This window comes from Verrucomicrobiota bacterium (assembly GCA_019247695.1).
GTDB lineage: Bacteria > Verrucomicrobiota > Verrucomicrobiia > Chthoniobacterales > JAFAMB01 > JAFBAP01.
In genome coordinates this window covers 1-20,907 of sequence record JAFBAP010000057.1, presented here as the reverse complement: position 1 = coordinate 20,907, position 20,907 = coordinate 1, and the positions used below count along the sequence as shown (strand labels likewise).

At 59.4% G+C, this 20,907-nt stretch carries 17 protein-coding genes; 15 read left to right on the top strand and 2 right to left on the bottom strand.

What is annotated here, in order from left to right:
- Positions 1–61: 61 nt before the first annotated feature.
- Positions 62–1,315 (bottom strand): outer membrane protein assembly factor BamD, encoded by a 1,254-nt coding sequence (gene bamD, locus JO015_06005; GenBank protein MBV9998651.1) that lies wholly within the window; start codon positions 1,313–1,315, stop codon positions 62–64.
- A gap of 207 nt (positions 1,316–1,522) precedes the next feature.
- Between bamD and JO015_06000 the strand changes: the two genes are divergently transcribed.
- Positions 1,523–1,945, top strand: a complete 423-nt coding sequence (locus tag JO015_06000; protein MBV9998650.1) for a response regulator — start codon at positions 1,523–1,525, stop codon at positions 1,943–1,945.
- 109 nt (positions 1,946–2,054) lie between these two features.
- A complete protein-coding gene (locus JO015_05995; GenBank protein ID MBV9998649.1) occupies positions 2,055–2,582 on the top strand; it encodes a hypothetical protein in 528 nt (175 codons plus the stop codon).
- An 886-nt stretch (positions 2,583–3,468) separates the two neighbouring features.
- Here JO015_05995 and JO015_05990 read toward each other — a convergent pair.
- A complete protein-coding gene (locus JO015_05990) occupies positions 3,469–4,782 on the bottom strand; it encodes a hypothetical protein (protein ID MBV9998648.1) in 1,314 nt (437 codons plus the stop codon).
- Between the two features lie 744 nt (positions 4,783–5,526).
- Between JO015_05990 and JO015_05985 the strand changes: the two genes are divergently transcribed.
- From JO015_05985 to JO015_05925, 13 genes are all read left to right on the top strand, one after another.
- A complete protein-coding gene (locus JO015_05985) occupies positions 5,527–5,829 on the top strand; it encodes a hypothetical protein (GenBank protein ID MBV9998647.1) in 303 nt (100 codons plus the stop codon).
- A 393-nt stretch (positions 5,830–6,222) separates the two neighbouring features.
- Positions 6,223–7,155 (top strand): sugar transferase, encoded by a 933-nt coding sequence (locus JO015_05980; GenBank protein ID MBV9998646.1) that lies wholly within the window; start codon positions 6,223–6,225, stop codon positions 7,153–7,155.
- Between the two features lie 62 nt (positions 7,156–7,217).
- The gene (locus tag JO015_05975; GenBank protein ID MBV9998645.1) at positions 7,218–8,321 is read left to right on the top strand and encodes a Gfo/Idh/MocA family oxidoreductase; all 1,104 of its coding nucleotides are present in this window, start codon (positions 7,218–7,220) and stop codon (positions 8,319–8,321) included.
- A complete protein-coding gene (locus JO015_05970; protein ID MBV9998644.1) occupies positions 8,290–8,856 on the top strand; it encodes an N-acetyltransferase in 567 nt (188 codons plus the stop codon). Before JO015_05975 ends, JO015_05970 begins: the two co-directional genes overlap by 32 nt.
- 119 nt (positions 8,857–8,975) lie before the next feature.
- Positions 8,976–9,539 (top strand): transcriptional activator RfaH, encoded by a 564-nt coding sequence (locus tag JO015_05965; GenBank protein MBV9998643.1) that lies wholly within the window; start codon positions 8,976–8,978, stop codon positions 9,537–9,539.
- Between the two features lie 269 nt (positions 9,540–9,808).
- Entirely contained in the window at positions 9,809–10,933 is a 1,125-nt protein-coding gene (locus tag JO015_05960) for a DegT/DnrJ/EryC1/StrS family aminotransferase (protein MBV9998642.1), read from the top strand.
- A gap of 213 nt (positions 10,934–11,146) precedes the next feature.
- Complete coding sequence (locus tag JO015_05955) at positions 11,147–13,186, top strand: hypothetical protein (protein ID MBV9998641.1); 2,040 nt, start codon at positions 11,147–11,149, stop codon at positions 13,184–13,186.
- A gap of 209 nt (positions 13,187–13,395) precedes the next feature.
- Positions 13,396–14,646, top strand: a complete 1,251-nt coding sequence (locus tag JO015_05950) for a glycosyltransferase family 4 protein (GenBank protein ID MBV9998640.1) — start codon at positions 13,396–13,398, stop codon at positions 14,644–14,646.
- A 52-nt stretch (positions 14,647–14,698) separates the two neighbouring features.
- Positions 14,699–16,708 (top strand): asparagine synthase (glutamine-hydrolyzing), encoded by a 2,010-nt coding sequence (asnB, locus tag JO015_05945; GenBank protein ID MBV9998639.1) that lies wholly within the window; start codon positions 14,699–14,701, stop codon positions 16,706–16,708.
- Positions 16,709–16,823: 115 nt separating this feature from the next.
- Entirely contained in the window at positions 16,824–17,702 is an 879-nt protein-coding gene (locus JO015_05940) for a glycosyltransferase family 2 protein (GenBank protein ID MBV9998638.1), read from the top strand.
- A gap of 41 nt (positions 17,703–17,743) precedes the next feature.
- Positions 17,744–19,054, top strand: coding sequence for a hypothetical protein (locus JO015_05935; protein MBV9998637.1), 1,311 nt, complete (start codon positions 17,744–17,746; stop codon positions 19,052–19,054).
- A gap of 39 nt (positions 19,055–19,093) precedes the next feature.
- Positions 19,094–20,536 (top strand): hypothetical protein, encoded by a 1,443-nt coding sequence (locus JO015_05930; GenBank protein ID MBV9998636.1) that lies wholly within the window; start codon positions 19,094–19,096, stop codon positions 20,534–20,536.
- A 123-nt stretch (positions 20,537–20,659) separates the two neighbouring features.
- Positions 20,660–20,907 (top strand): hypothetical protein (locus tag JO015_05925; protein MBV9998635.1); only part of this gene is annotated, 248 nt, incomplete at its 3' end.

Below are 20,907 nucleotides of genomic sequence, written 5' to 3'. Positions count from 1 at the left end.
AGCGCCATCGCCAGCGCAAGCAGCCACACCCCAGCCCCGGAACGCCAGCGCCGGCCCATGGTCAGCGGACGGGCAAGGCAGGCTCTTGCGGGGCGACATCGGCCGGCGCTTGCGGCGTGACGTCGGCGGGCGGGGTAACCATCGGCTTCTGCTCGGCAGCCGGTTCCGCGGATTTCGGCGCAGGTGCAGGCGTCGGCGTCGGGGCCGCCGGCCCGACAAAGTCAGGCCGTGAAGCGATGTCAGCCAGCGGAGCCGCCGGTTTGCCCTTGCCCTGGGCAGCCGCCGGTGCCGCCGGTGCTGCCGGTGCTGCCGGCCCGACCGGCGGCTTCTCCGTTCCGATGGTTAAGGCCTGTTCGCCTACCTTGGCGCGCAACTGATCCATACGCTGCTTAGCCCGCTGCGCCTGTTGCGAATCGGGCTGCTGCTGCACCACCTCGTTGTAATAGGTGTAGGCCGCCTTATATTTTTTCTGCTTATCATAATACCGGGCGATACTGTAGAAGTCCTCCGTCTTGCGCCCTTGCAGGATCCGCAGGTTGTCCCGCGCTTGCGGCGCCTTCTCGCTGTTCGGGTATTTCATCAGAAAATCTTCAAACGCCTCCTGCGAGCGTACCGCCGCGGTCTCGTCGTAGCCGGTCTGGCGGCTGGCGCGAAAATAAACGTAGCCGATCTGGTACATCGCACTGTCGGCGACGTCGCTGTTCGGGTAGCGGTCGACCACTTGCTGGTAGGCATTGATGGCCGGCGTGTTGACCCCCATTTTCTCCAGAGCCTGCCCCACGCCGTATTGGGCGAGGGGAGCGAAACGGCTGTACGGAGCGTTCCGCACGATTTTCTCGAACATCGACTGCGCCTTGGTCATGGAGGGCAGGGTCGGCACCCCGTAGAGCGTCACCCGTTTGCCGTCGAGGTAAGCCTTGGCGATGTTGTACTCGGCTTGCAGCGCGGCCTCAAAATCCGTGCTGCGCGGGTATTTCGACACCAAGGTCTGGTATTCGTTAAACGCCCGCTGCAGGTCGCCGGTCCGCTCGTAGATCTGGCCGGACAGGTATTGGGCACGGGCGGCAACGTCTGAACGCGGGAAGCGCCGCACGACCAGGCGGTAACAGGCACCGGCCCGTTTATAATCGCCTTCGCGTTCGTAACGTTCGCCCAGCTCCAGTTGCTCTTGGGCATTTTTCTTGATCTCAATATCTGCCAGTTCACCGGTCGAAAATCCCTCGCCTTCCCTGTAAATGATCGGTGCCGGGGAACGAGACGGTAAACAAAAGAGTGCGATCGTCAGCGGAAGCACGTACCGCAGCGGGATTCTCATAAGCGCGCGAGAATAAGTCTTCAAATTGGCGGCGTCAAGAATCGCCCTGAGCGCGTGCTCGGGCGTCGCCGGTGCGGGCCGCCCGCCGTCTCTCGAGGGGGGCAGCCCGCCCGGGCGCGCCGGGCGCATCCGCGCGTTCTCGCTTGTCGTTCATTTGCCGTTCATTGTGTCGTTAAAGCCGGGAGCGCCGCTGCCGATCATGCGATCATGTTAATCTCCTTGGGAGAAACAGGCATGACCTGGGGAAGCGAACACGGCGTGGTGATGGTTGTGGACGACGAGCCATTGATCGCCGAGTTCGCGCGCCTGGTCTTGAATCGGGAAGGTTACGAGGTTCTGGCCGCTTACGACGTTGAAGGAGCATGGGAACTGTTCCGGAAGGAGCGTTCAAGGGTGCAGGTCGTGCTCAGCGACGTGATTATGCCCGGCCCGGTGGACGGGCTGGAGTTGGTGCGCCGGATCCGCGCGTTCGCGCCGGAAATGCCGGTAATTCTCGTCTCGGGTTACATGCGATCCGGCATGCCCGTTCACGACTGCGCGCTGCTTCCCAAGCCATTCAGCGCGGAAGCCCTCGTTGCCGCCGTCCGCAAGGCGATTCCCGTTCCCACCACGAGCGGGCACGCGCGTTGATCCGGTCGTTGCCCTGAGGGGCGCGCACATACCCGGCATGGAAGTAGCCGGGGTTTATCCGGTTGAGCGCCGGCGCAGGCAAATGGTAAAACGGGGCGAGGTGATTCCCATGACCGTTTTTCCGCGCTTGTCCGATGGCGGCCTGCCACGTCGATGGGTGCTCTTCCTCGCCGGCTCGATCGGCCTCGGTTGCGCCGTCGCCGCCACCCGGGCGGCCGAGGGTGCCGGGCCCCTCCGTCAACCGTCAATCGAGGAGTCTGCCGCCGCCTCGGTGGTCGCGCGCGTGGTGGCGGCCTTTATCGCGGCCGGTGAAAGCAATGATGCGTCCGCCCGGGCCGCGTACCTGGCGCCACAGGTGTTTTTTTACGGCCGTAAGCGGACGCGTGCCCAGGCATCCAGGGAAATCAACCTCGTTTACCGGCTCTGGCCCCAGCGCAAGTTTACTCCTGCCGAGAACATCGACGTTTACGCCATTCCCCACCACCCCGGCGTCTACAAAGCCACGGCGATGCTCGAGTACGACATGCTCAACCGGCAGAATGAACGCACGGCCGGCCGCTCCCGGATGACCTGCATCCTTGAACGCGACCGCGCCGGCGTTCGCATCGTCGGCGTCGATGAAAAACTTCTGCCCTGAAGCACCGGCATTGAATCCGTCGGCTGATACATTCAGACGGTCATCCCGGTAGAATGCCGGCCCAGGGTGTATCGGCGCCGGAGGATGCTCCGTAGCTGGTTGAACGGGTCTTACACCGATTTAGACAGTTGCCTTAATGGAATTTCGACCGCCTTTCAGCCCCGAAGGGGCGGCAAAACCTAGCCCAGGGTTTACCCTGGGTAACCGTAAAATGCCGAGGAGCCCTCAAGGGGCGGCAGAAGGCGTCGCTCGCGGGTTCTGCCGCCCCTTCAGCAAATCCAACCCGGCGGGGCGGGCGTTTGTTAGGGAGGGCGCACGGGCGTGACGCCTTAGGAGGGCTCGATCGTGATTTGACGGTTTCCCAGGGTAAACCCCGGGGCTATGTTCTCACGGCCCGTTGGGCCTAAGACAAAGTTTTACCTCGATGGACATCGCAAGGGTATAATTGAGACTTGATCGGTACGATCAGCGTCATTTTTCCTTGGATCGTTCGATGATCACATTGGTTAAAGCTCAAGAAAGGCCCTTCGCGGGCATGAAGTCCCTGGCTAACCTCAGCCGTCCCTCCGGGACGAAGGCCACGCCCGGCCCGCCGTCCTTAACTTAAATGGCAGTGGGGTAAAACCCTGGGCTGGGTTCTGTTACCCCCTCGAGGCTAAAACCGGCTCGCTCGGCCGCAGCAAGCAAGGCCACCGGCTAACCGCTCCGGCCGTCTCCGGCCGCCTCACTGGCGCAACGAGCCGCTCAACCAACTTCAAAACCGGTGTAAGTTCTCCCGGCCCGTCGGGCCTGGACTGTTTATACGGTCTAACAAGTCTAACGCCGGCAGGGCACCTCGGAAGGAAACCAAAAATTCACCTCCATGGCCGTTGAGATAGTATAAGAACTAAAACTTATAGTTGACCCCAAGCTCGACGCGATTCTGCCGGTAGTTACCCTGGTCTGCGTCACGGACGATCAAGCCGTAACCGAGTGATGCGGTGATTTTGCGGGAGAGCGCCCAATTGAGTCCGATATCGAATCCATATTGGACGTAATCGCCCGGAAAGTTCCCCGTAACCACCGTCCCGAAGTTCACGAAGCCGCCGGTTGCAAGGGATAGGTCCCTGCTGAGGCCCACCCGCGCTCCCAACGTGAAATTGTTGTTCTTTGTTACATCGCTGCCGATGGAGAATTCCAGGTCTCGAGTGAATGAAGCTGTATACTGCAGGAACCGATTAACCTGGTGGGTCACGTTAAGCGAGATGTAAAAAGGAACGCCTGTGGCACCGGGAGCATTGGTGTAGGGATACACGCCCCCGGATAAATCGATCGATATGGCGCGCGTCAGGTGACCGCGAAGGAACGCGCCGATTGTGAATGCATCGATCTCGTTAGGGCCCGACACGGCCGTGGACAAGGTCGGATTAGCGCCGGTGCTTCCCGTAGAGTGCGAGTACTGAACGGTAAGCCCGGTGGTCATTTGGGGCGAGAGCGCATACCCCGCATCAAAACCCGGGCGGATGCTGCTGCGGTCACCGGTCGTCGAACTGAACCCCGACGTGCTCGTGCTCGTGCTCGTGCTTGAGGTCGACGACAGGTTCGTGCTGTAAGAGTAATCGAAACGCCCGGTCAGGATAAACGGGCTAAGGTCCCAGTCCACCGCCAGGCCGGCGTCGTTGGTTAACTCATTGATGGCCGACTGGTTTGCCAGAGCAGGATCTTGCGCAGGATTATCGATCACCGCCAGGTAATCATAAAGCCGAATCAGAAAGTCGCCCGCGAAGAGCCTTAACTCGGCATTCGATCCCGGTTGGATCGCGAACTGAAGCGCCTGCGTGCCGGATGGCCCGGCAACCTCGGTTAACGTAGCACCCAGCTGAAAACGTATCTGGTTGATGTAGGTGAGAATCCAGCGCAGGTCGAGGCCTAACGACTCACTGACCCGGATTTCACTTTGTGCGCCGCTGCTCGTGAGATTGGCGTTATCATCGTACACGACCCCGAACCCGGCGCTCATCTGGCCCCGGAACGGTCCCAAGGTGATAAAGGTGCGCTCGGCACCCAGCCGAACCTCTGGTGGTCTGGGCAGCTGGCTGAGCGAGTAGGCCACCGTCTCCTGAGCGTGAACGCTTCCATTCCCGGTCATGGCGACGAGGGCGAAGACGCCGGCCATGACCAGCGCGGGCCTGAGTCGCCTGCGGCGGAACCAGCCTTGCATGACCGGTTCAGAAGGCGGTTGCGTCGGGCGGTTCAGGGGTGGATGACTCCAGGGTGATGGCATCAGCAGTTCAATTGGTGCGCGGATTCTGTATCAGTTTGAGGGGACCGACAAGAAAATCCTGCGCGGATGCAACGAGAACGGCCTAAAGGGTTTGCGCGGATTTCACCCGCCCTGGAGCACCGCCCGGCGTTTCAGGCCGGAGCAGCGGTGCCGGTCCCGCAGACCTCCCGCCGCCGGTCAGGACGTAAACGCCGGGTGCGAGCCTCGCCCGGAGGCGGCCGCGAGCAGCCCGCAAAACCGTTGATCCCCCAGGCATCGCTCCCCCGGCGGGCATCGGTCGGGACCGCTTCCGGGCATCCGGGCTTTCGGGGCCGCCCGAATCGTCCTGGCCGCCCGGCGCCCCGGCGCGGCGCCTCTCGAAAGCGGCTGAAGATCGGCGCCTGGGCGAGCCCGAATTCCCGGCCGGAGTCCGGCTCCGCCAAATTTGTTACGCTTTATAGCATATTCTAGTTATTCTAAGAAATTATGGCCCTTCGCCTCCCGGTATTGGATAGTGCTTAACCAATGCCGATTTGGTTGGTACATAGTCCGCCAAGCCGAAATGGTTTGCCGATGTATCCAGACTCTAACCGACGAAAATGTGTTACAACCTTGAAACGAGTCCGCACCAGTCAGTTCTATGTCCGCCTGTTGTCAGGCGCTAACCCTCAGTTGACCGTTGTATTCGCCTGAGGAAAAGACATGAACGCCAGCCCTACCTTGCCGTCCGCCGAGCAAGACCCCGCAAAACCGCTATGGTCTTGCCTGCGCGCGCATTCCAATCACGAGCGCATTACCGCCGCAAACGTTCGCAAACTGGATGGGGTGACGTTCTCTTGTTCGCGGGTGCAGGGCGCAGTCGTCGACGCGGACGCCTTCGGCACGCAGGTTCTGGCCGCCGGATCAGGCGTTAAGGTCCGGATGAACTTCCTCGACCGGAAAATCAAAGCCAAACTCAACCCCTCACGCGCGGGTTCTCAAGTAGTTCACCCGCTCGCGGCATAACGGCTTTTACGGATTTAGGACCCAAGGGCCGGGCACGGGCCCTTGGGTCCTGAGTCTTTCGGTCCGCCCCGAATAACGGAATGGGGCGGTGGCGCTGGACTCGCATGGAGCGCGGGGCACGCAAAACAGGCCCTGTGTGCTGCTCCGGAGCAGCGTGGATGGCTCTGGAGCAGATGTCAGTTAGACGAGCAGAAGGAACTGCTTTCCGGAAAATGCGGAAAGTGGCCAAGGGCGGCAGCCTGCCCGTTAGTTAAGGATGCTGCGAAGGCAAGCCGGAAGAGAGAATGCCAGGAATGATTCCGGCGTGGCCGCAGCTCGGTGCGCCGCGAAGTAAATTTGAAACGGTAGTATTTGGGTAAAAAGCAGCACGTGAAAATGCTTCTCGGTAAGGTAATGATTAAGCTGTTCTCGTCCAAACAGGGCGTCTCGCGCGATTCCATAAGTTCGCGGGGTTGCGTCGGGTCGGTTGCTCACCTCAGCGACAGGGTAAGTGCGTGTGACAATGTCCCGGTGTTCCCGTCCGAACGCAGCGTCGGCCATGATCCGGTCGTGCCGGCCGGTTCGGAGGAAGTGATTAGCGGATTTGGCGCCGGCACGACCATCTTGCGTAAACCCGTTACCACCTGGGCGTTTGAGTATGGCGAACCCATCGGGGTCCGAGAGCCTGCAGCCGACGTACCAGCCATCCCTGTCTGGAAGCGGGTGCTTGACTGCGTTTGCATTCTGCTAAGCCTGCCCGTCTGCCTGCCGCTCATGCTTGCCATTGCGCTGTGGATCATGATCGTTTCCCCAGGCCCGATCTTCTTCCAGCAGGAACGCGTCGGCTACCGGCGCCGGCACTTCATGATCCTTAAGTTCAGGACGATGAAGGTTAACGTTGAGACCCTGAGCCACGAGCGGCACCTGGACCACCTGATGGCGAGTGACCGTCCGATGGCCAAACTGGACGCTGCGGGCGATCCCCGCATCATCCGTGGCGGCCGCGTTCTGCGGGCGCTGGGCTTGGACGAACTGCCCCAGCTTCTCAATGTGCTCCGCGGCGAAATGAGCCTCGTCGGCCCGCGGCCTTGCACCGTCCATGAGTTCGCACGTTATCAGCCTTGGCAACAGGAACGGGTGAATGTGCCGCCAGGCCTAACCGGGTATTGGCAGGTCAATGGTAAGAACCGCACCACGTTCACCGAGATGATCAATCTGGACATTTTTTATACCAAGAACATGTCACTTTGGCTGGATCTGGCCATCATCATAAAAACTTTGCCCGCAGTGATTACACAGTTTCTCGAGACCCGCACCCGGGTGGGTGCCGGAGAGCGGCGTAGGTAGTTGTACTGCGAGTTAGACGTAAGCATAAGAATAAAAAACATTTGAACGATCTGCAGAGAAAAATGAAGAAACCGATTAGTGTAGGGGTAGTTGGGTGCGGGTACTGGGGGCCGAACCTCGTTCGTAATTTCAGGTCGCTGCCCGATTGTGATTTGAAAGCGATGTGCGACGTCAGCGAAGCGCGTCTCAAACACTTGAAGAGCTTGTACCCGGAAGTCGAGGGCATCACCAGTTTCGAGCACCTGCTCAATGGGATCGGGCTCGATGCGGTCGTCATCGCCACGCCGGTGAAACACCATTTCGCGCTGGCCAAAGCCGCCTTGCTGGCCGGCAAACACACCCTCATCGAGAAACCCATGGCGGCCTCGGCCGCCGAATGCGAGGAGTTGATCGAAATCGCGGATCGTAACGGGCTCGTGTTGATGGTCGGCCATACCTTCCTTTACTCCGCGCCCGTCCGTAAGATCGTCGAACTGGTTCGCTCCGGCGAAATCGGAGACATCCGCTACATCAACTCGCGCCGGCTCAACCTCGGGCTGTTTCAGAAAGACATCAACGTCGCCTGGGACCTGGCCCCCCATGATCTCTCGATCATCCTGCACATCCTCGGCGAGGGCCCCCAGGTGGTCAACTGCCAGGGCAACGCCCACGTCACCCCCGGCATCGAGGACGTGACCAACATCTCCCTGCAGTTCCGCCACCAGCGCTTCGCCACCATCCAGAGCAGCTGGCTGGTGCCGCGCAAGATTCGCGAGATGACCATCGTCGGCAGCCGGCGCATGATCGTCTACGACGACGTTGAGACGCTCGAAAAGATCCGCGTCTACGACGTGCGGGTGGAACGGCCGCCGCACAACGACACCTTTGCCGATTTCCATTACTCCTACCATTACGGGGACAGCTTTATTCCCCACCTCAAGCAGGAGGAGCCCTTGAAAACGCAGTGCCAGCACTTTCTGGATTCCATCGCCGGCGGGACCAAGCCGTTGACCGATGGTCAAAACGGATTGGAGCTCGTGCGCATCCTGGAGGCGGCGACGACGTCACTCAAGCGTCACGGCGCCCCGGTGACTTTCGCGCGGCCGCACGAGGCGCCCTTGGCGCTGAATGGAACGCCGGCCCGGGAGGCTGCTTATGCTGAACCGCGGGCCGTATGCGCCGTATGAGCAGGGTATGAGCAGTAACAGTAACCCGCTACCGAATTACCAGCGCATTGCGCCGGATGTCAAACTAGGTCATAACGTACGGATTCACGCGTTCGTCAATCTGTACGGCTGTGAGATCGGCGACGAAACCCGGATCGGTACCTTCGTTGAAATACAGAAAGGGGCGAAAATCGGCAGTCGATGCAAGATTTCCAGCCACACCTTCATCTGTGAGGGCGTCACGGTCGAATCGGAAGTCTTTATCGGTCACGGGGTTACCTTTATCAACGATCGGCTCCCGCGGGCGACCACGGCCGGCGGGCAGTTGCAGACGGAAGCGGACTGGGCTTGCCAGCAAACCGTGGTGAAGCGGGGCGCCTCGATCGGTTCGGGAACGACGTTGCTCGGCGGCATCACCATCGGAGAAAACGCGATGGTCGGCGCAGGAAGCGTCGTCACCAAAGATGTGCCGCCGAATACCACCGTCGCCGGCAATCCGGCGCGCGTTTTAAGGACGTTTAACGCTAAAGATTCGGGCGAACGCGTCGTATCCTGATGATTGAGCCTTCCGCACGGATTTGCGTGGGGCGCGGTTTGATGCAAGCTGAAACGCGCGCCCAAAGCCAAATGTTGCCAACGAAAACTGAAAGCCTCAAATCCGGTAGAGCGATCGCCATGCACGCGCCAGCTGATCAATGCGGGAATAACATCGGTTCTGCAGACGTGGGTTGGTACTGCCTCAGGTCTCAGCCTAAGCACGAGCATATCGCGGCGGCGCACCTGCGGCGGTTGGAAGGAGTGGAAGTGTTCTGTCCGCGAATCAGGTTCCAGCGTCAAACCCGACAGGGTCTCGCTTGGGTCACCGAGGCGATGTTTCCCGGCTACCTGTTCGCCCGCTTCAACTTTTTCGAGATGCATCGCCAGGTCCGGTACGCTCACGGGGTGAGCGCGATCGTCCGGTTCGGCGATCGTTACGCGAGGGTCGAAGACGAGATTCTGGCGCCGTTGCGCAACCACGTCGACGGCGCAGAAGTCACCCAGCTTAATTATGAGCTTTGCCAAGGTGATCAGGTCGAGGTCGTCGGGGGCGTCTTTACGGGGTTACAGGCGGTGGTCACGCAGGTTCTGCCGGCAAAGCAAAGGGTAAAAGTGTTGATGGATTTTCTCGGCCGCACCATGGAGGCCGAAGTCGAGCGCTCTAGCGTTCTGCCCCAGGTGGCGCACCCACTCGCGGTGTAAGCTGGCGGCGGGTTTAGAATTCAAAGGCTGGGGGATTGCTTCCCCCGGCCTTTGATTTCTGTGTCCTTCGCCCGGTTCCGGCTGACGGAATCGTGGATCGGGATTTATACAGCCCAGGGCGGTACAACCGCCCTGCAGGTGTAACGGAATGATGAAAGAATGGGCCCAGCATCGGGGCAGGAGGACTGCCTCCCGGAAAACCGGGAAGCAGGCAAGGGCGGCAGCTTGTCGTCGTAGATCAAAAAGCCAGAATACACCATTAACGCAGTATGCAGATTAAAGTACCGTTTCTTGACCTTAAAGCGCAACATGCACCCTTGCTGGATGAGATCGAAGCGGCGATCCGGCAGGTCATCGAGGCAGGGGCCTTCGCCGGTGGCCCGTTCGTCGCTGAATTTGAGGAAGATTTTGCGGCTTACTGCGATTCGTCCCATGCGCTCGGCGTCGGCAGCGGTACCGACGCACTTTGGCTGAGTCTGCTCGCGTTAGGCATCGGTGCCGGCGACGAGGTGATCACGGTCTCCAGCACGTTTATGGCCACCGCCGAAGCCATCACCTATTGCGGCGCCAAGCCCGTGTTCGTGGATATTGATGAGCGCACTTACACGATGGATCCGGCGGGCCTGGAACAGGCGATTACGCCGAGAACCAAGGCCATCATTCCCGTCCACCTTTTTGGTCAGACGGCCGATATGGACCCGATCGTGGCAATTGCACGCAAGCACGGCTTGTTTGTCATCGAGGATGCCTGCCAGGCGCACGGAGCCGAATACAAAGGACGCAGAGCCGGCACGCTCGGCGATGCCGCTTGTTTTAGCTTTTACCCGGGCAAGAACCTTGGCGCGTTTGGCGAAGCCGGTGCCGTGGTGACGAACAATCCTGAGCTCCAGGAGAAGATCCGGATTCTTAGAGACCACGGCCAGGTGCGCAAGTATCACCATACCATGATCGGCTGGAACGGCCGCATGGACGGTATTCAGGCAGCAGTCCTGCGCATCAAACTGCGCCACCTGGAAAGAGGAAATCAGCTCCGCCGGACCCACGCGGCGCACTATGGCGCGGCGTTGGCAGAGGTTGAAGAGGTTATCACTCCCTTCCAGGCCGCTGACGTCCAGCACGTTTACCACGTCTACGCGACTCGTGTTCCGGACCGGGATGAAGTCATTCGGTTCCTGACCGCGAAGGGCATCGGCAGCGGGGTTCACTACCCGGTACCGGTTCATTTGCAGGAAGCCTATCGAAGTCTGGGATACCGGCCCGGCGCGCTGCCGGTTACGGAACGTTGCGCCGCCGAGTTCCTCTCGCTGCCGATGTTTCCTGAATTAACGCACGCGCAAGTGGAAACCGTCGTGCAAGGTCTTAGGGAAGCGCTTGGCGCGGGCGTGGCGGCCTGAATGGTCCGCAAGGGGAGCGGGCGCTTGCGAATGGCGCTGGCCAATCGCTTAGCATAAGGTAATATCCCCAACGCGACGCTGAAGGACCCCGGCGCGACCATCCGGCGCCCCTTGGGACCCTCGCGGGCGCCGGCATTAGATCGGATCGGCGAGAATTGTAAGGCAACCTTCGATCCTCATCACGTCTCGATTATAAAGGAATAGTTTTTGACCATGTCAGAGTTCGAACAGGAAACGCAGTCTTCCGGGATGAAGGTGAACGATGTTCTCTTTATCCTCTTTAAGCACAAGTGGAAGATACTGATATGTGCGATGCTGGGCGTGGGCGCTGCGGCGGGTATTTATTTTCTTAGCCCTCCGCTTTACGAGTCCGAGGCTAAGTTGCTGGTGCGGTACGTCGTGGACCGAAGCGCGGTCGATCCCATCGACTCTCCGGTCAAGACGCCCGGCGCAGGCGGTTCCCTCATCAATTCTGAGGTGGAGATTCTGACCAGTTGGGATCTGGCGGTCCAGGTTGCTGAGGCGGTTGGCATCGACCGATTAGTGCCATCCCCACTTGGCATCTGGGCTGACAAAGCCAAGGCAGCCCACAACCTCCAATTAGGGCTGACGGTGAGCGCGGTCAAAGACACCAACATCATTCTCGTCACTTACGCAAACCGCGATCCGGAACTGGCCCAACGGGTCCTGCAGGAATTGGTAAGCCGCTATTTCGACAAGCACCTGGAAGTCCACCGCTCAGCGGGCGCATTCGATTTTGTGACGCGAGAAACCGATCAGCTGCGCACGCGGTTGACCCAAACCGAGGACGAGTTGAAACGGTTAAAGGCCAAAGCCGGCGTTGTCTCGCTTCCGGAAAGCACGACGACTCTCACCGCTGAACTGGCGAAGAACCAGGACGAACTAAACGCTGCCGAGGCAGAACTCGCGGGACAACAGGCGCGCGTCAAGGAGATCGAAAAATGGGCCGCCGGGACTGACGCAAACGAGTCGCAAAACGCGGCGCGCCAGCCGAGCAACGACGCGGTTCAAGATTACCAATCCTTGATCGGCCGCGTGACGCGTCTGCAGGAGATGGAGATGCAACTGCTTTCGAAATTCACTCCGGAAAACCGGATCGTGAAAGTCACCCAGGCGCAGATTGCTGACCTCGAAGCTCAACGCCGGACCCTGGAACAGAAGTACCCGGGCCTCGCGGCCGTGGTCGTCACTGCAGGGACTGCTCAGAGTTCTCGTCCCGACCTGATCTCGGAGAAAGCTCGCCTCGCGGCGATCGAGGCGAGGGCGGAGTCGCTCAGGTCGCGCATAGGCGCCCTCCAGAACCAGGCCAGGGTGCTGTCGGAACTGGGACCGCAGATCGCAGACCTCCAGCGGCGCAGGGATGTCGAAGAAACCAATTACAAATACTTTGAGGCCAGCCTCGAAAAAGCCCGCATCGACGAGACGTTGGACCCTTCCCGAATGCCCAACATCAGCGTCGTCCAGAAACCGTCCGCGGCACTCAAAGCCACCCGGAACGTGAAAAAAGTCGTGCTCGGCCTGGCCGGCGGAGGCATCGGCTTCGGGGTCGCGCTTGCCGTGCTGCTCGAAATGGTGTTGGACCAGACGGTCAAGCGACCGCTTGAACTCGAAACGCGGTTGCGTATTCCGGTGTTGCTCTCGATCCCGTATTTCGGCCGTAATGATCGACTCCGTCTGCGCGCGAATAATTCGGATGACGATCCAATTCTGGGCACCGAAGGTGATGAAGACCTTCACCTGGACCCTTGGGAAGGCAGCCATTTCATCCAGCCGTTTTGCAATGCCCTCCGGGACCGGCTGGTCTTCGATTTTGAACTGAGCAGGATGCTCCACAAGCCGAAGCTCGTCGCGGTGACGAGTTGCACGGACGGCGCGGGTGCGTCCACAATCGCGGTAGGTCTTGCCACGGTTCTGTCCGAAACATGCGACGGTAAGGTGTTGCTCGTGGACAAGCAGTTTGACCCGCGAAGGTTTTACGACCTGATCGCGGAATTCAAAGCCAGCGACTTCGAGTACATCATTTTTGACATGCCATCCCTCAGCAATGGAGCCGCCACGTTCGCCATGGCCGGTTTGATGGATAAAGTCTTGCTCGTCGTCGAGGCGGAGAAAAGTAACCGCGATACCGTAAAGCGTGCCTACGCGAAACTCGCCGCCGCCGAAGCGAAGGTTCTGACGGTGCTCAACAAGAGCCGCTCATACGGCCCGAAGTGGTTAGAGAGTGAAGTCTGATTGAGAGGTGCCGGGAACGTATGAATTCTGACGATTCTACGCTCCGGAGTTCGGCAGCTCGGAAATTAATGAACACTTCATGTCAGTTTCTAAAACCTTCCTGGCTGTGTCGCTTCAAGGTACGGTGTCCACTCCGGACATGCCTGACCAGCCGCGCTCGCGGCGTTTCGTGAGACCGAGCGATTCAAGCCTGGCAAGACTCCCTTTGCGTGATCACCATTGACTCCGACCGGCCCATGGCGTCTGCAGCCACCCGCCTGCGCGGCAAGCGCGCGGCGGTTATCGTATTCTCCTATTATCCCTCGGACCCTCGCGTCATGCGAAGTGCCCGGGCCATGTGCCGGGCCGGGATGGACGTGGACCTGCTGTGCCTTCAGCACGTCTCCGGCGAACCGCGCCGGGAGCGGATCGATGGCGTCGAGGTGTTTCGGGTTGCGTTGAAGAAGCGCCGGGCGGGCAAGTTGGCCTACGCCTTCCAGTACCTGGCCTTCCTTGCTCGGAGCTTCCTGTGGTTATCGCGGCGCCAGTTGACCCGCCGTTACGACGTGGTTCACGTGCACAATATGCCCGACTTCCTCGTGTTCTGCGCCGGCGTCGCGAAAGCACTCGGCACCCGGGTGATGCTCGATCTGCACGACCCCACACCGGAGGTGTTCATGAGCGTGTACGGCCTGGCCCGTGATCACTGGTTGGTACGGTTGCTGCGCTTCGTCGAAAAACTCAGCATCCGGTTCGCGGACGCCGTGCTGACGCCGAACATAACTTTCCGTAACCTCTTCGTCGCTCGGAGCTGCCCTCCCGACAAGATCGAGATCGTGATGAATTCCCCCCTCGAGGAGGTATTTCCGCTCAGGGAACCCGCGGATAAAGTCCCATCGGTGCGAAACACGCGGGCCGAATTCGTGGTCATGTATCATGGAACCATCGTCGAACGACACGGGCTCCACACCGCCGTTGATGCGATCGCCCAGCTTAAAGGGCATATTCCGGGCCTGCGGTTTCATATTTATGGAGAAGAGACGGCTTACCTGCGCGAGCAGGTCCTTCCCCTCGTGGCCAGGAGGGGGCTGCAGGACCGCGTTCACTACTTTGGCCAGCAGGACCAGAAAACGGTTGCACAAGCAGTAGCTGGTTGCGATTTGGGCGTCGTGCCTAACCTGCGTACCGTTTTCACTGAGATTAATCTGCCGACGCGCATCTTTGAGTACTTGGCGTTGGGAAAACCCGTGATCGTTCCGGAAACTCAGGGCATCCGGGATTACTTCAACGCCGACAACGTGCTCTTCTTCGAGGCGGGCAAGGTGGAGAGCCTTGCGGCTCGTATCCAATGGGCTTTCGAGCACCCCGAGGAAGTCCAAACTATCACTCGAAAAGGTCAAGAAATCTATGGTCGTCACCTCTGGCATCGGGAGGAGTCGCGACTGTTGAACCTCGTCTTAAAATTGGCAGGTAACGCCTGAAATCTTTATTTAGCTCGCCGAGAGGTCAGCTTCAAGTTCGACATCAAAGCTTATGTGTGGGATCTGCGGGAAACTTTATTTCGATCCGAGTCGCCAAGTGAATCCGTGGAAGGTAGATCGCATGATGGATGCGATCGCGCATCGCGGCCCCGACGGACGCGGCAAGTACGTGGCTGGTCCCGTTGGGCTTGGGCATACACGGCTTGCGATCATCGACCTGGGTACGGGCGATCAGCCCATGACCAACGAAGACAAGACCGTCTGGCTGGTCTATAACGGCGAAGTTTACAACTTTCACGAACTAAGGGAAGAATTGATCGGCAAAGGCCATACTTTCCGATCGAATTCGGACACCGAAGTCATCGTGCACCTTTATGAAGAATATGGGCCTGAGTGCGCGAGCCGTCTTCGGGGAATGTTCGCCTTCGCGTTGTGGGACAATGCCGCCAAGACCCTGTTCCTGGCGAGGGACCGAGTGGGCATTAAGCCTTTGTATTACATCAACACCGGCAACGCGCTGCTTTTCGCGTCCGAGATCAAGGCGCTGCTCCGCGACCCGGACGTGCCACGAGAGGTCGACTTACAAAGTATCCATCGGTTCTTGACCTTCCTCCACAATCCAGGTGACCAGACGCTTCTTAAAGGCGTTCGGAAACTGGAGCCGGGCCATTACCTGATCGCCAAGGACGGACGCGTCAACTGTTGCCGGTACTGGGACCTGCAATTCAGGCCGGCTACGGGCAACCGGAGTTTGCGTCAGACGTGCGATGACTTGCGCGAGCTGATGAAATCAACGGTCCGGCAGCATTTGATCAGCGATGTGCCTCTGGGTGTATTACTTAGTGGCGGGGTCGATTCGACCGTTGTCCTGGCTTGCGCGGCAGAGGCAACCAGCAAACCGGTCAGCACCTTTACGATTGGTTTTGAGGGCGAGGAATTTGATGATGAGCGGCCGTTTGCCCGCTTGGCAGCAGCCCGATACGGCGCCGACCATCACGAACTCACCGTCTCAGCTCAGGAATTTTCCGGGTTCCTACCGGCGTATGTGCGCCATATGGAAGAACCGGTATGCGAAGCTCCGGCGATTGCCTTGCATTACGTTGCGAAACTGGCCCGCCAGCACGTAACCGTGGTGCTTTCAGGCGAGGGCGGAGATGAAGCCTTCGCGGGTTACCAGACGTATCGCAACCTGCTGTTGCTCGAGCGGCTCAAAGGCGTTGCCGGGCCGTTCCAGGGTCTGCTGGGCCCCAGTCTGGACTGGTTGGGCGCGTTAGGTGCCTTCGGTAAGGTCAGGAAGTATGCACCGATTTGCGAGCTGCCGCTGGAGCGTTACTACTACAGCCGCGTAGGAACGCCCTTCAGTTACTTTAACCGGCATCGCGCTGAGCTTTGCACTCCGGATTTTTATGGCAGCGCTGATGATGCAGGTAGCGCGCGGATCATCGAAGATCTGTTCGCGCGAGTAGATCGTCAGGCCACACCGCAGGCGGTGCTGAACCGCATGCTGTACGTGGATACAAACACGTGGCTGCCGAACGACTTGCTCATCAAAGCGGATAAAATCACGATGGCAAACTCGCTGGAGTTACGCGTGCCCTTGCTCGATCACGTCGTCCTCGAATTCGCGGCCGGCCTGCCGACGCATTTCAAGGTCAAAGGTTGGACCACGAAGCGCATCCTGAAGCAGGCCTTTAAGGATGATATTCCTCGCGAGGTGGTGACGCGGCGCAAGGCCGGCTTCCCGGTGCCTCTGCGGCGTTGGCTCAGGAATGATCTCGGCGATCTTGTTCGCGAGGTGCTGCTGGGTGAAACGTCGGTCCGGCGGGGGTATTTCGACAGGCGAGTCGTCGAGCAGTTGCTGGAAAGGAACTCTCGCGACGGTGGATTGATGAAAGAGGTGTTTTCCCTTTTGACGCTCGAATTGTGGCACCGCGAATTCATGGATGTGCAGCCGGCCTCACAGGCTGCCGAGAGCACGGCACGCATAATTCCCTATCCGCATCCAACGGCCGGTGCCGTAACCCCGCAAGGGGCCGACGGCGCGACGGCGGCCTTGGCATAACCGGACCCGAACATGTCGACCATCGTGGTGAATTGGATTTCCGCGAATCGTGTGGCCGTTTATGGGAACGACTGCCCTTCCTGAGTGAACGCACGAGAGCCAAACCTGATATAAGATGACTGGAAAAAAAACCTACATCGTTGTGAGTCCGGTTCGGAACGAGGCCAAGCATCTGCCGCTTACGATCGATTCGATGCTGGCCCAAACCATCAGACCTGTCCTTTGGGTTATCGTTAATGACGGTTCCAAGGACGAAACGGGCCAAATCGCAGAGGCGGCGGCAAAGTCGAATCCCTGGATCAAGGTCGTCAGCCGCCCTGATCGCGGCTTTCGAAAAGCCGGAGGCGGCGTGGTTGAAGCATTCTATGCAGGATATCGCCTGATTGAGGATCAGGCCTGGGACTACCTGGTTAAGCTGGACGGCGATCTTTCATTCAGCCCTGATTATTTCGAGAAATGCTTTGCGCGCTTCGAAGAGCATGCGCGTCTGGGAATTGCCGGCGGAACGATCTGTCGCGTGACGGATGGGGGTACCGAGCCGGAGGCCAAAGCGGATCCGAAATTCCACGTCCGGGGAGCAACCAAGATCTACCGGTCAGCGTGCTGGGACGGAATCGGTGGCCTCATTCCGGCCCCCGGGTGGGATACGCTGGACGAAATCAAAGCGAACATGCTCGGCTGGGAAACGCGCACCCTGCCCGACCTCCACGTAATTCACCATCGGCCAACCGGAGCCGCCTACGGAACCTGGAATGATCGGGTGAAGGCGGGTTTGGCCAACTATATCTCGGGTTATCACCCGCTGTTCATGTTGCTGAAATGTGCAAAGCGTACCGCCGAGCGGCCATACCTTATCGGCGGCCTCGGGCTTTTGTACGGTTTTGTAAAGGGCTATTTGCGACGGATCGGTCAGGTCGAAGACAAAGCTTTGATCCGGTACCTTCGTCAGCAGCAGATGAATCGCCTGCTGGGCCGCAAAAGTCTCTGGGGTTAAGCTGATTCCGGTGCGAACCCGGCAATGATCCGCTGTCCGGCATGAATTTCTTCGGCATCGTCTTTGCGCTGGTGAACTCGGCCTTGCTGCTGAGCCTGCCGAGGCGATGGGCGGCGCTGCCGCTGTTGCTCGGATCCGCCTATATAACTCGAGACCAGCAACTCGTGATCGGGCCGGTGCATCTTCCGATGATGCGCATCCTGATTGCGGCGGGCCTTATACGAGTCGCCATGAACGGCGAACGCATCAGCGGTGGGATAAACTCGTTGGATCGGATCGCCAGGCTCTGGGCAATCTGGAACGCATGCAGCATCGTCTTCCACAAGGCAGAGTTTCTCGTCTTCCGGCTCGGGATTTTCTACGACATCGTGGGGTTTTATTACTTGTTCCGTGTGTTTATTCGAGGACTCGAAGATGTCCGCGCCCTCTTCAAAATGCTTTGCGTTCTTCTGGTTCCGCTTGCCGTGACGATGTTGGTCGAGAAATTAACCGGGAATAATCTACTTGGTTTGATCGGGTTTGGTCCGGCAGACGTGGAGATCACCAATGGGCATTATCGTGCGCAAGGCCCGTTTAGCCATCCTATCCTTGCAGGGACAATCGGGGGCGTCTCCCTGCCACTCGCTCTCTGCTTCTGGAGAGAGAACCGCGCCGTGGCAATCACCGGAATAGTCGCCGCTCTCGCGATCGTCTTCGCCAGCGGTTCCAGCGGGCCGATTATCACGACCTTAGCCGGAGTGGCAGCCCTGACGTTTTGGGTGCTTCGCCGTCAGGTGCGGACGATCCGCTGGCTGGCGGTCATCGGGGTGATGTTTCTCAGCCTGGTAATGAATGACCCGGTGTATTATCTGGTGGCGCGGATTGATATCACCGGAGGCAGTACAGGGTACTTCCGCGCGAAATTGATCGAATCTGCGATCGCGCATTTGTCTGAATGGTGGTTCGCCGGGACGGATTATACGCGCCATTGGATGGCCTCGGGTATCGAGGCCAGCGCGGTGCACACCGATATGACCAACTATTACATTCAGATTGGAGTCTGGGGCGGGCTCGCCTTGATCGTTCTGTTTGTGTGGATGTTAGTGGTCGCTTTTCGCAGGATCGGCCAGGCACTCCGAGCCAGTCGAGGCGCGCCCTCCGGCAGAAGGTTTCTGATCTGGGGGCTTGGTTCCAGCTTGTTCGCCCACACGGTGACCTTCTTCTCCATTTCCTATTTTGACCAGACGATCGCGTTTCTGTGCTTCTTACTGGCCTGCATCGCCAGTCTTCCGGTGTTGCAAAAAGCCCCTGCCCAGATTCAGGGACAGGGCCCGTTGTGGAGGAGCGCCGAGCAGATCGCCGCTCGGAGTTAGCCTCCCCCGGGACGCCGCCGACTTTCTTATCTCGACTATATGTCTGATCGATATTCTATTCAGGCCTCCGAGGCGCCGCATAGCGAACCATTGCCGGCTTTGCTCTCGCTGCTCGAAGGACTGTTACCGGTGACGTTCGGCCGTTCCGCGCCGGAACAGCCAGAGGCCGGGATGCAAGTCCTTACGGCAACGCTCGCCGGCGGCGAACAACATCGTGGAACCAGCCTTTCCACCCTCACGGTGGCCCAGGCCGGGGACGCGTCGACGCCGGGCGAGTTGATCGATATTTCCCTCGTGTTCTCCGACGACGCGGATGTAGCGTTCCCGTTTCGAGGCAGGTCGCTCCGGACCAAGGTATCCGTCCGGCCAAAAGTATTGACGCTCGGTCCTAACGACAGGCCTTTGGCGATTTCTGAGCTTGGCCCGGTCTGGACGGTGTGTGAAGGGAAAACGGCGAAGCATTTTCGCTCCGGTTTTGCGCTGCCGGTGCTGCCCGCCGACGGGGGGTTGGCGGACGTGTTGAATGGCGGCTGCTTTTTGGAAACGGTCGTGCTCCTGCACTGGCTCCGCGAAATAGGCGCCGGATCTCCGCCCGGCCCTTCCCCGCTCAGGGCCTGCTTCATTTTCGACGATCCGAATCTTCATTGGCCACAGTACGGCTTTGTCGACTACCGGCATCTGGCGGCGCAGGCCGAAAAGGAGAACTACCACGTCTCATTTGCGACTATCCCTTTGGACGCTTGGTTCACCCATAACGGCACGGCCGAAATTTTTCGCAGGCACCGAAATCGTCTCTCGTTGCTGGTGCACGGAAATAACCATACCAAATGGGAACTTGCCCAGCCATACTCACAGGCCGAAAGGTCGTTTCTGCTGCGGCAGGCGATTCGGCGCATCGAACGCCTCGAGCGGCAAAGCGGCGTCACGGTTGCCCGGGTGATGGTGCCACCGCACGGCGCTTGCTCCGAAGAGATGCTTGCGGCGCTGCCGGCCTGCGGCTTTGAAGCCGCCTGCATTTCGCATGGATCCTTGCGCGCTCATAACCGGGCCAGGGCCTGGACGAAAACGTTGGGGTTGCTGCCGTTCGAACTGGTTCGGGGTTGTCCGGTTCTTCCGCGCTGGGCCGTTTCCGGCGACGTGAAAAATACCATCCTGTTAGCGGCATTTCTTGGGCAGGCGATCATACTTAGAGGCCATCATCAGGATTTAAAAAACGGGGTCGAATTGCTCGGGGATTCAGCGCGGTTCATCAACGCGTTGGGGCCGGTTGTCTGGTCGAATATGAGCGACTTGAGCCGATCCGTTATTCAGGGACGAGCATCATCTCAAGGCCATGCCTCGCCGTCACCCCGGACCGATGGCGAAAACGGGGATGCAAATGCCTTGCGACCTGCCTTGCCGTCAACGGCGTATGCACGGCGTGTGCCGGCTGCGTTGGTTCGGCGGTGGCTGACGGAAGCCAGGGATAGAATTCTACACTAAGAGGTTGTGGCATTTGGGGGGGTAGGCCTCGGCCTCGTTCGCTTGACTTCGCACTTGTATCGGTTCAGGGTCGCTTGGCTTCGTACTTCGCGAAGTTTCTTGAACTATAAGGACTGAAAGCCAATGAGATCACTCCACGCCAAGCTAACCCTGATAATTTTCATCGCGCTCACTGGGCTGTTGTGTCTGGGCGACGCAAACGCCGCCAATTGGTACGTACGGCCGAGTGCTGCCGGCTCAAACACCGGTGCCGATTGGAACAACGCATGGTCGCTCTCGAGCATTAACTGGGGCAGCATTCAGGCGGGAGATACGGTTTGGCTGGCGGGAGGCAGCTACTCGGCACCCCTCACCATACAAGCGAGCGGCAG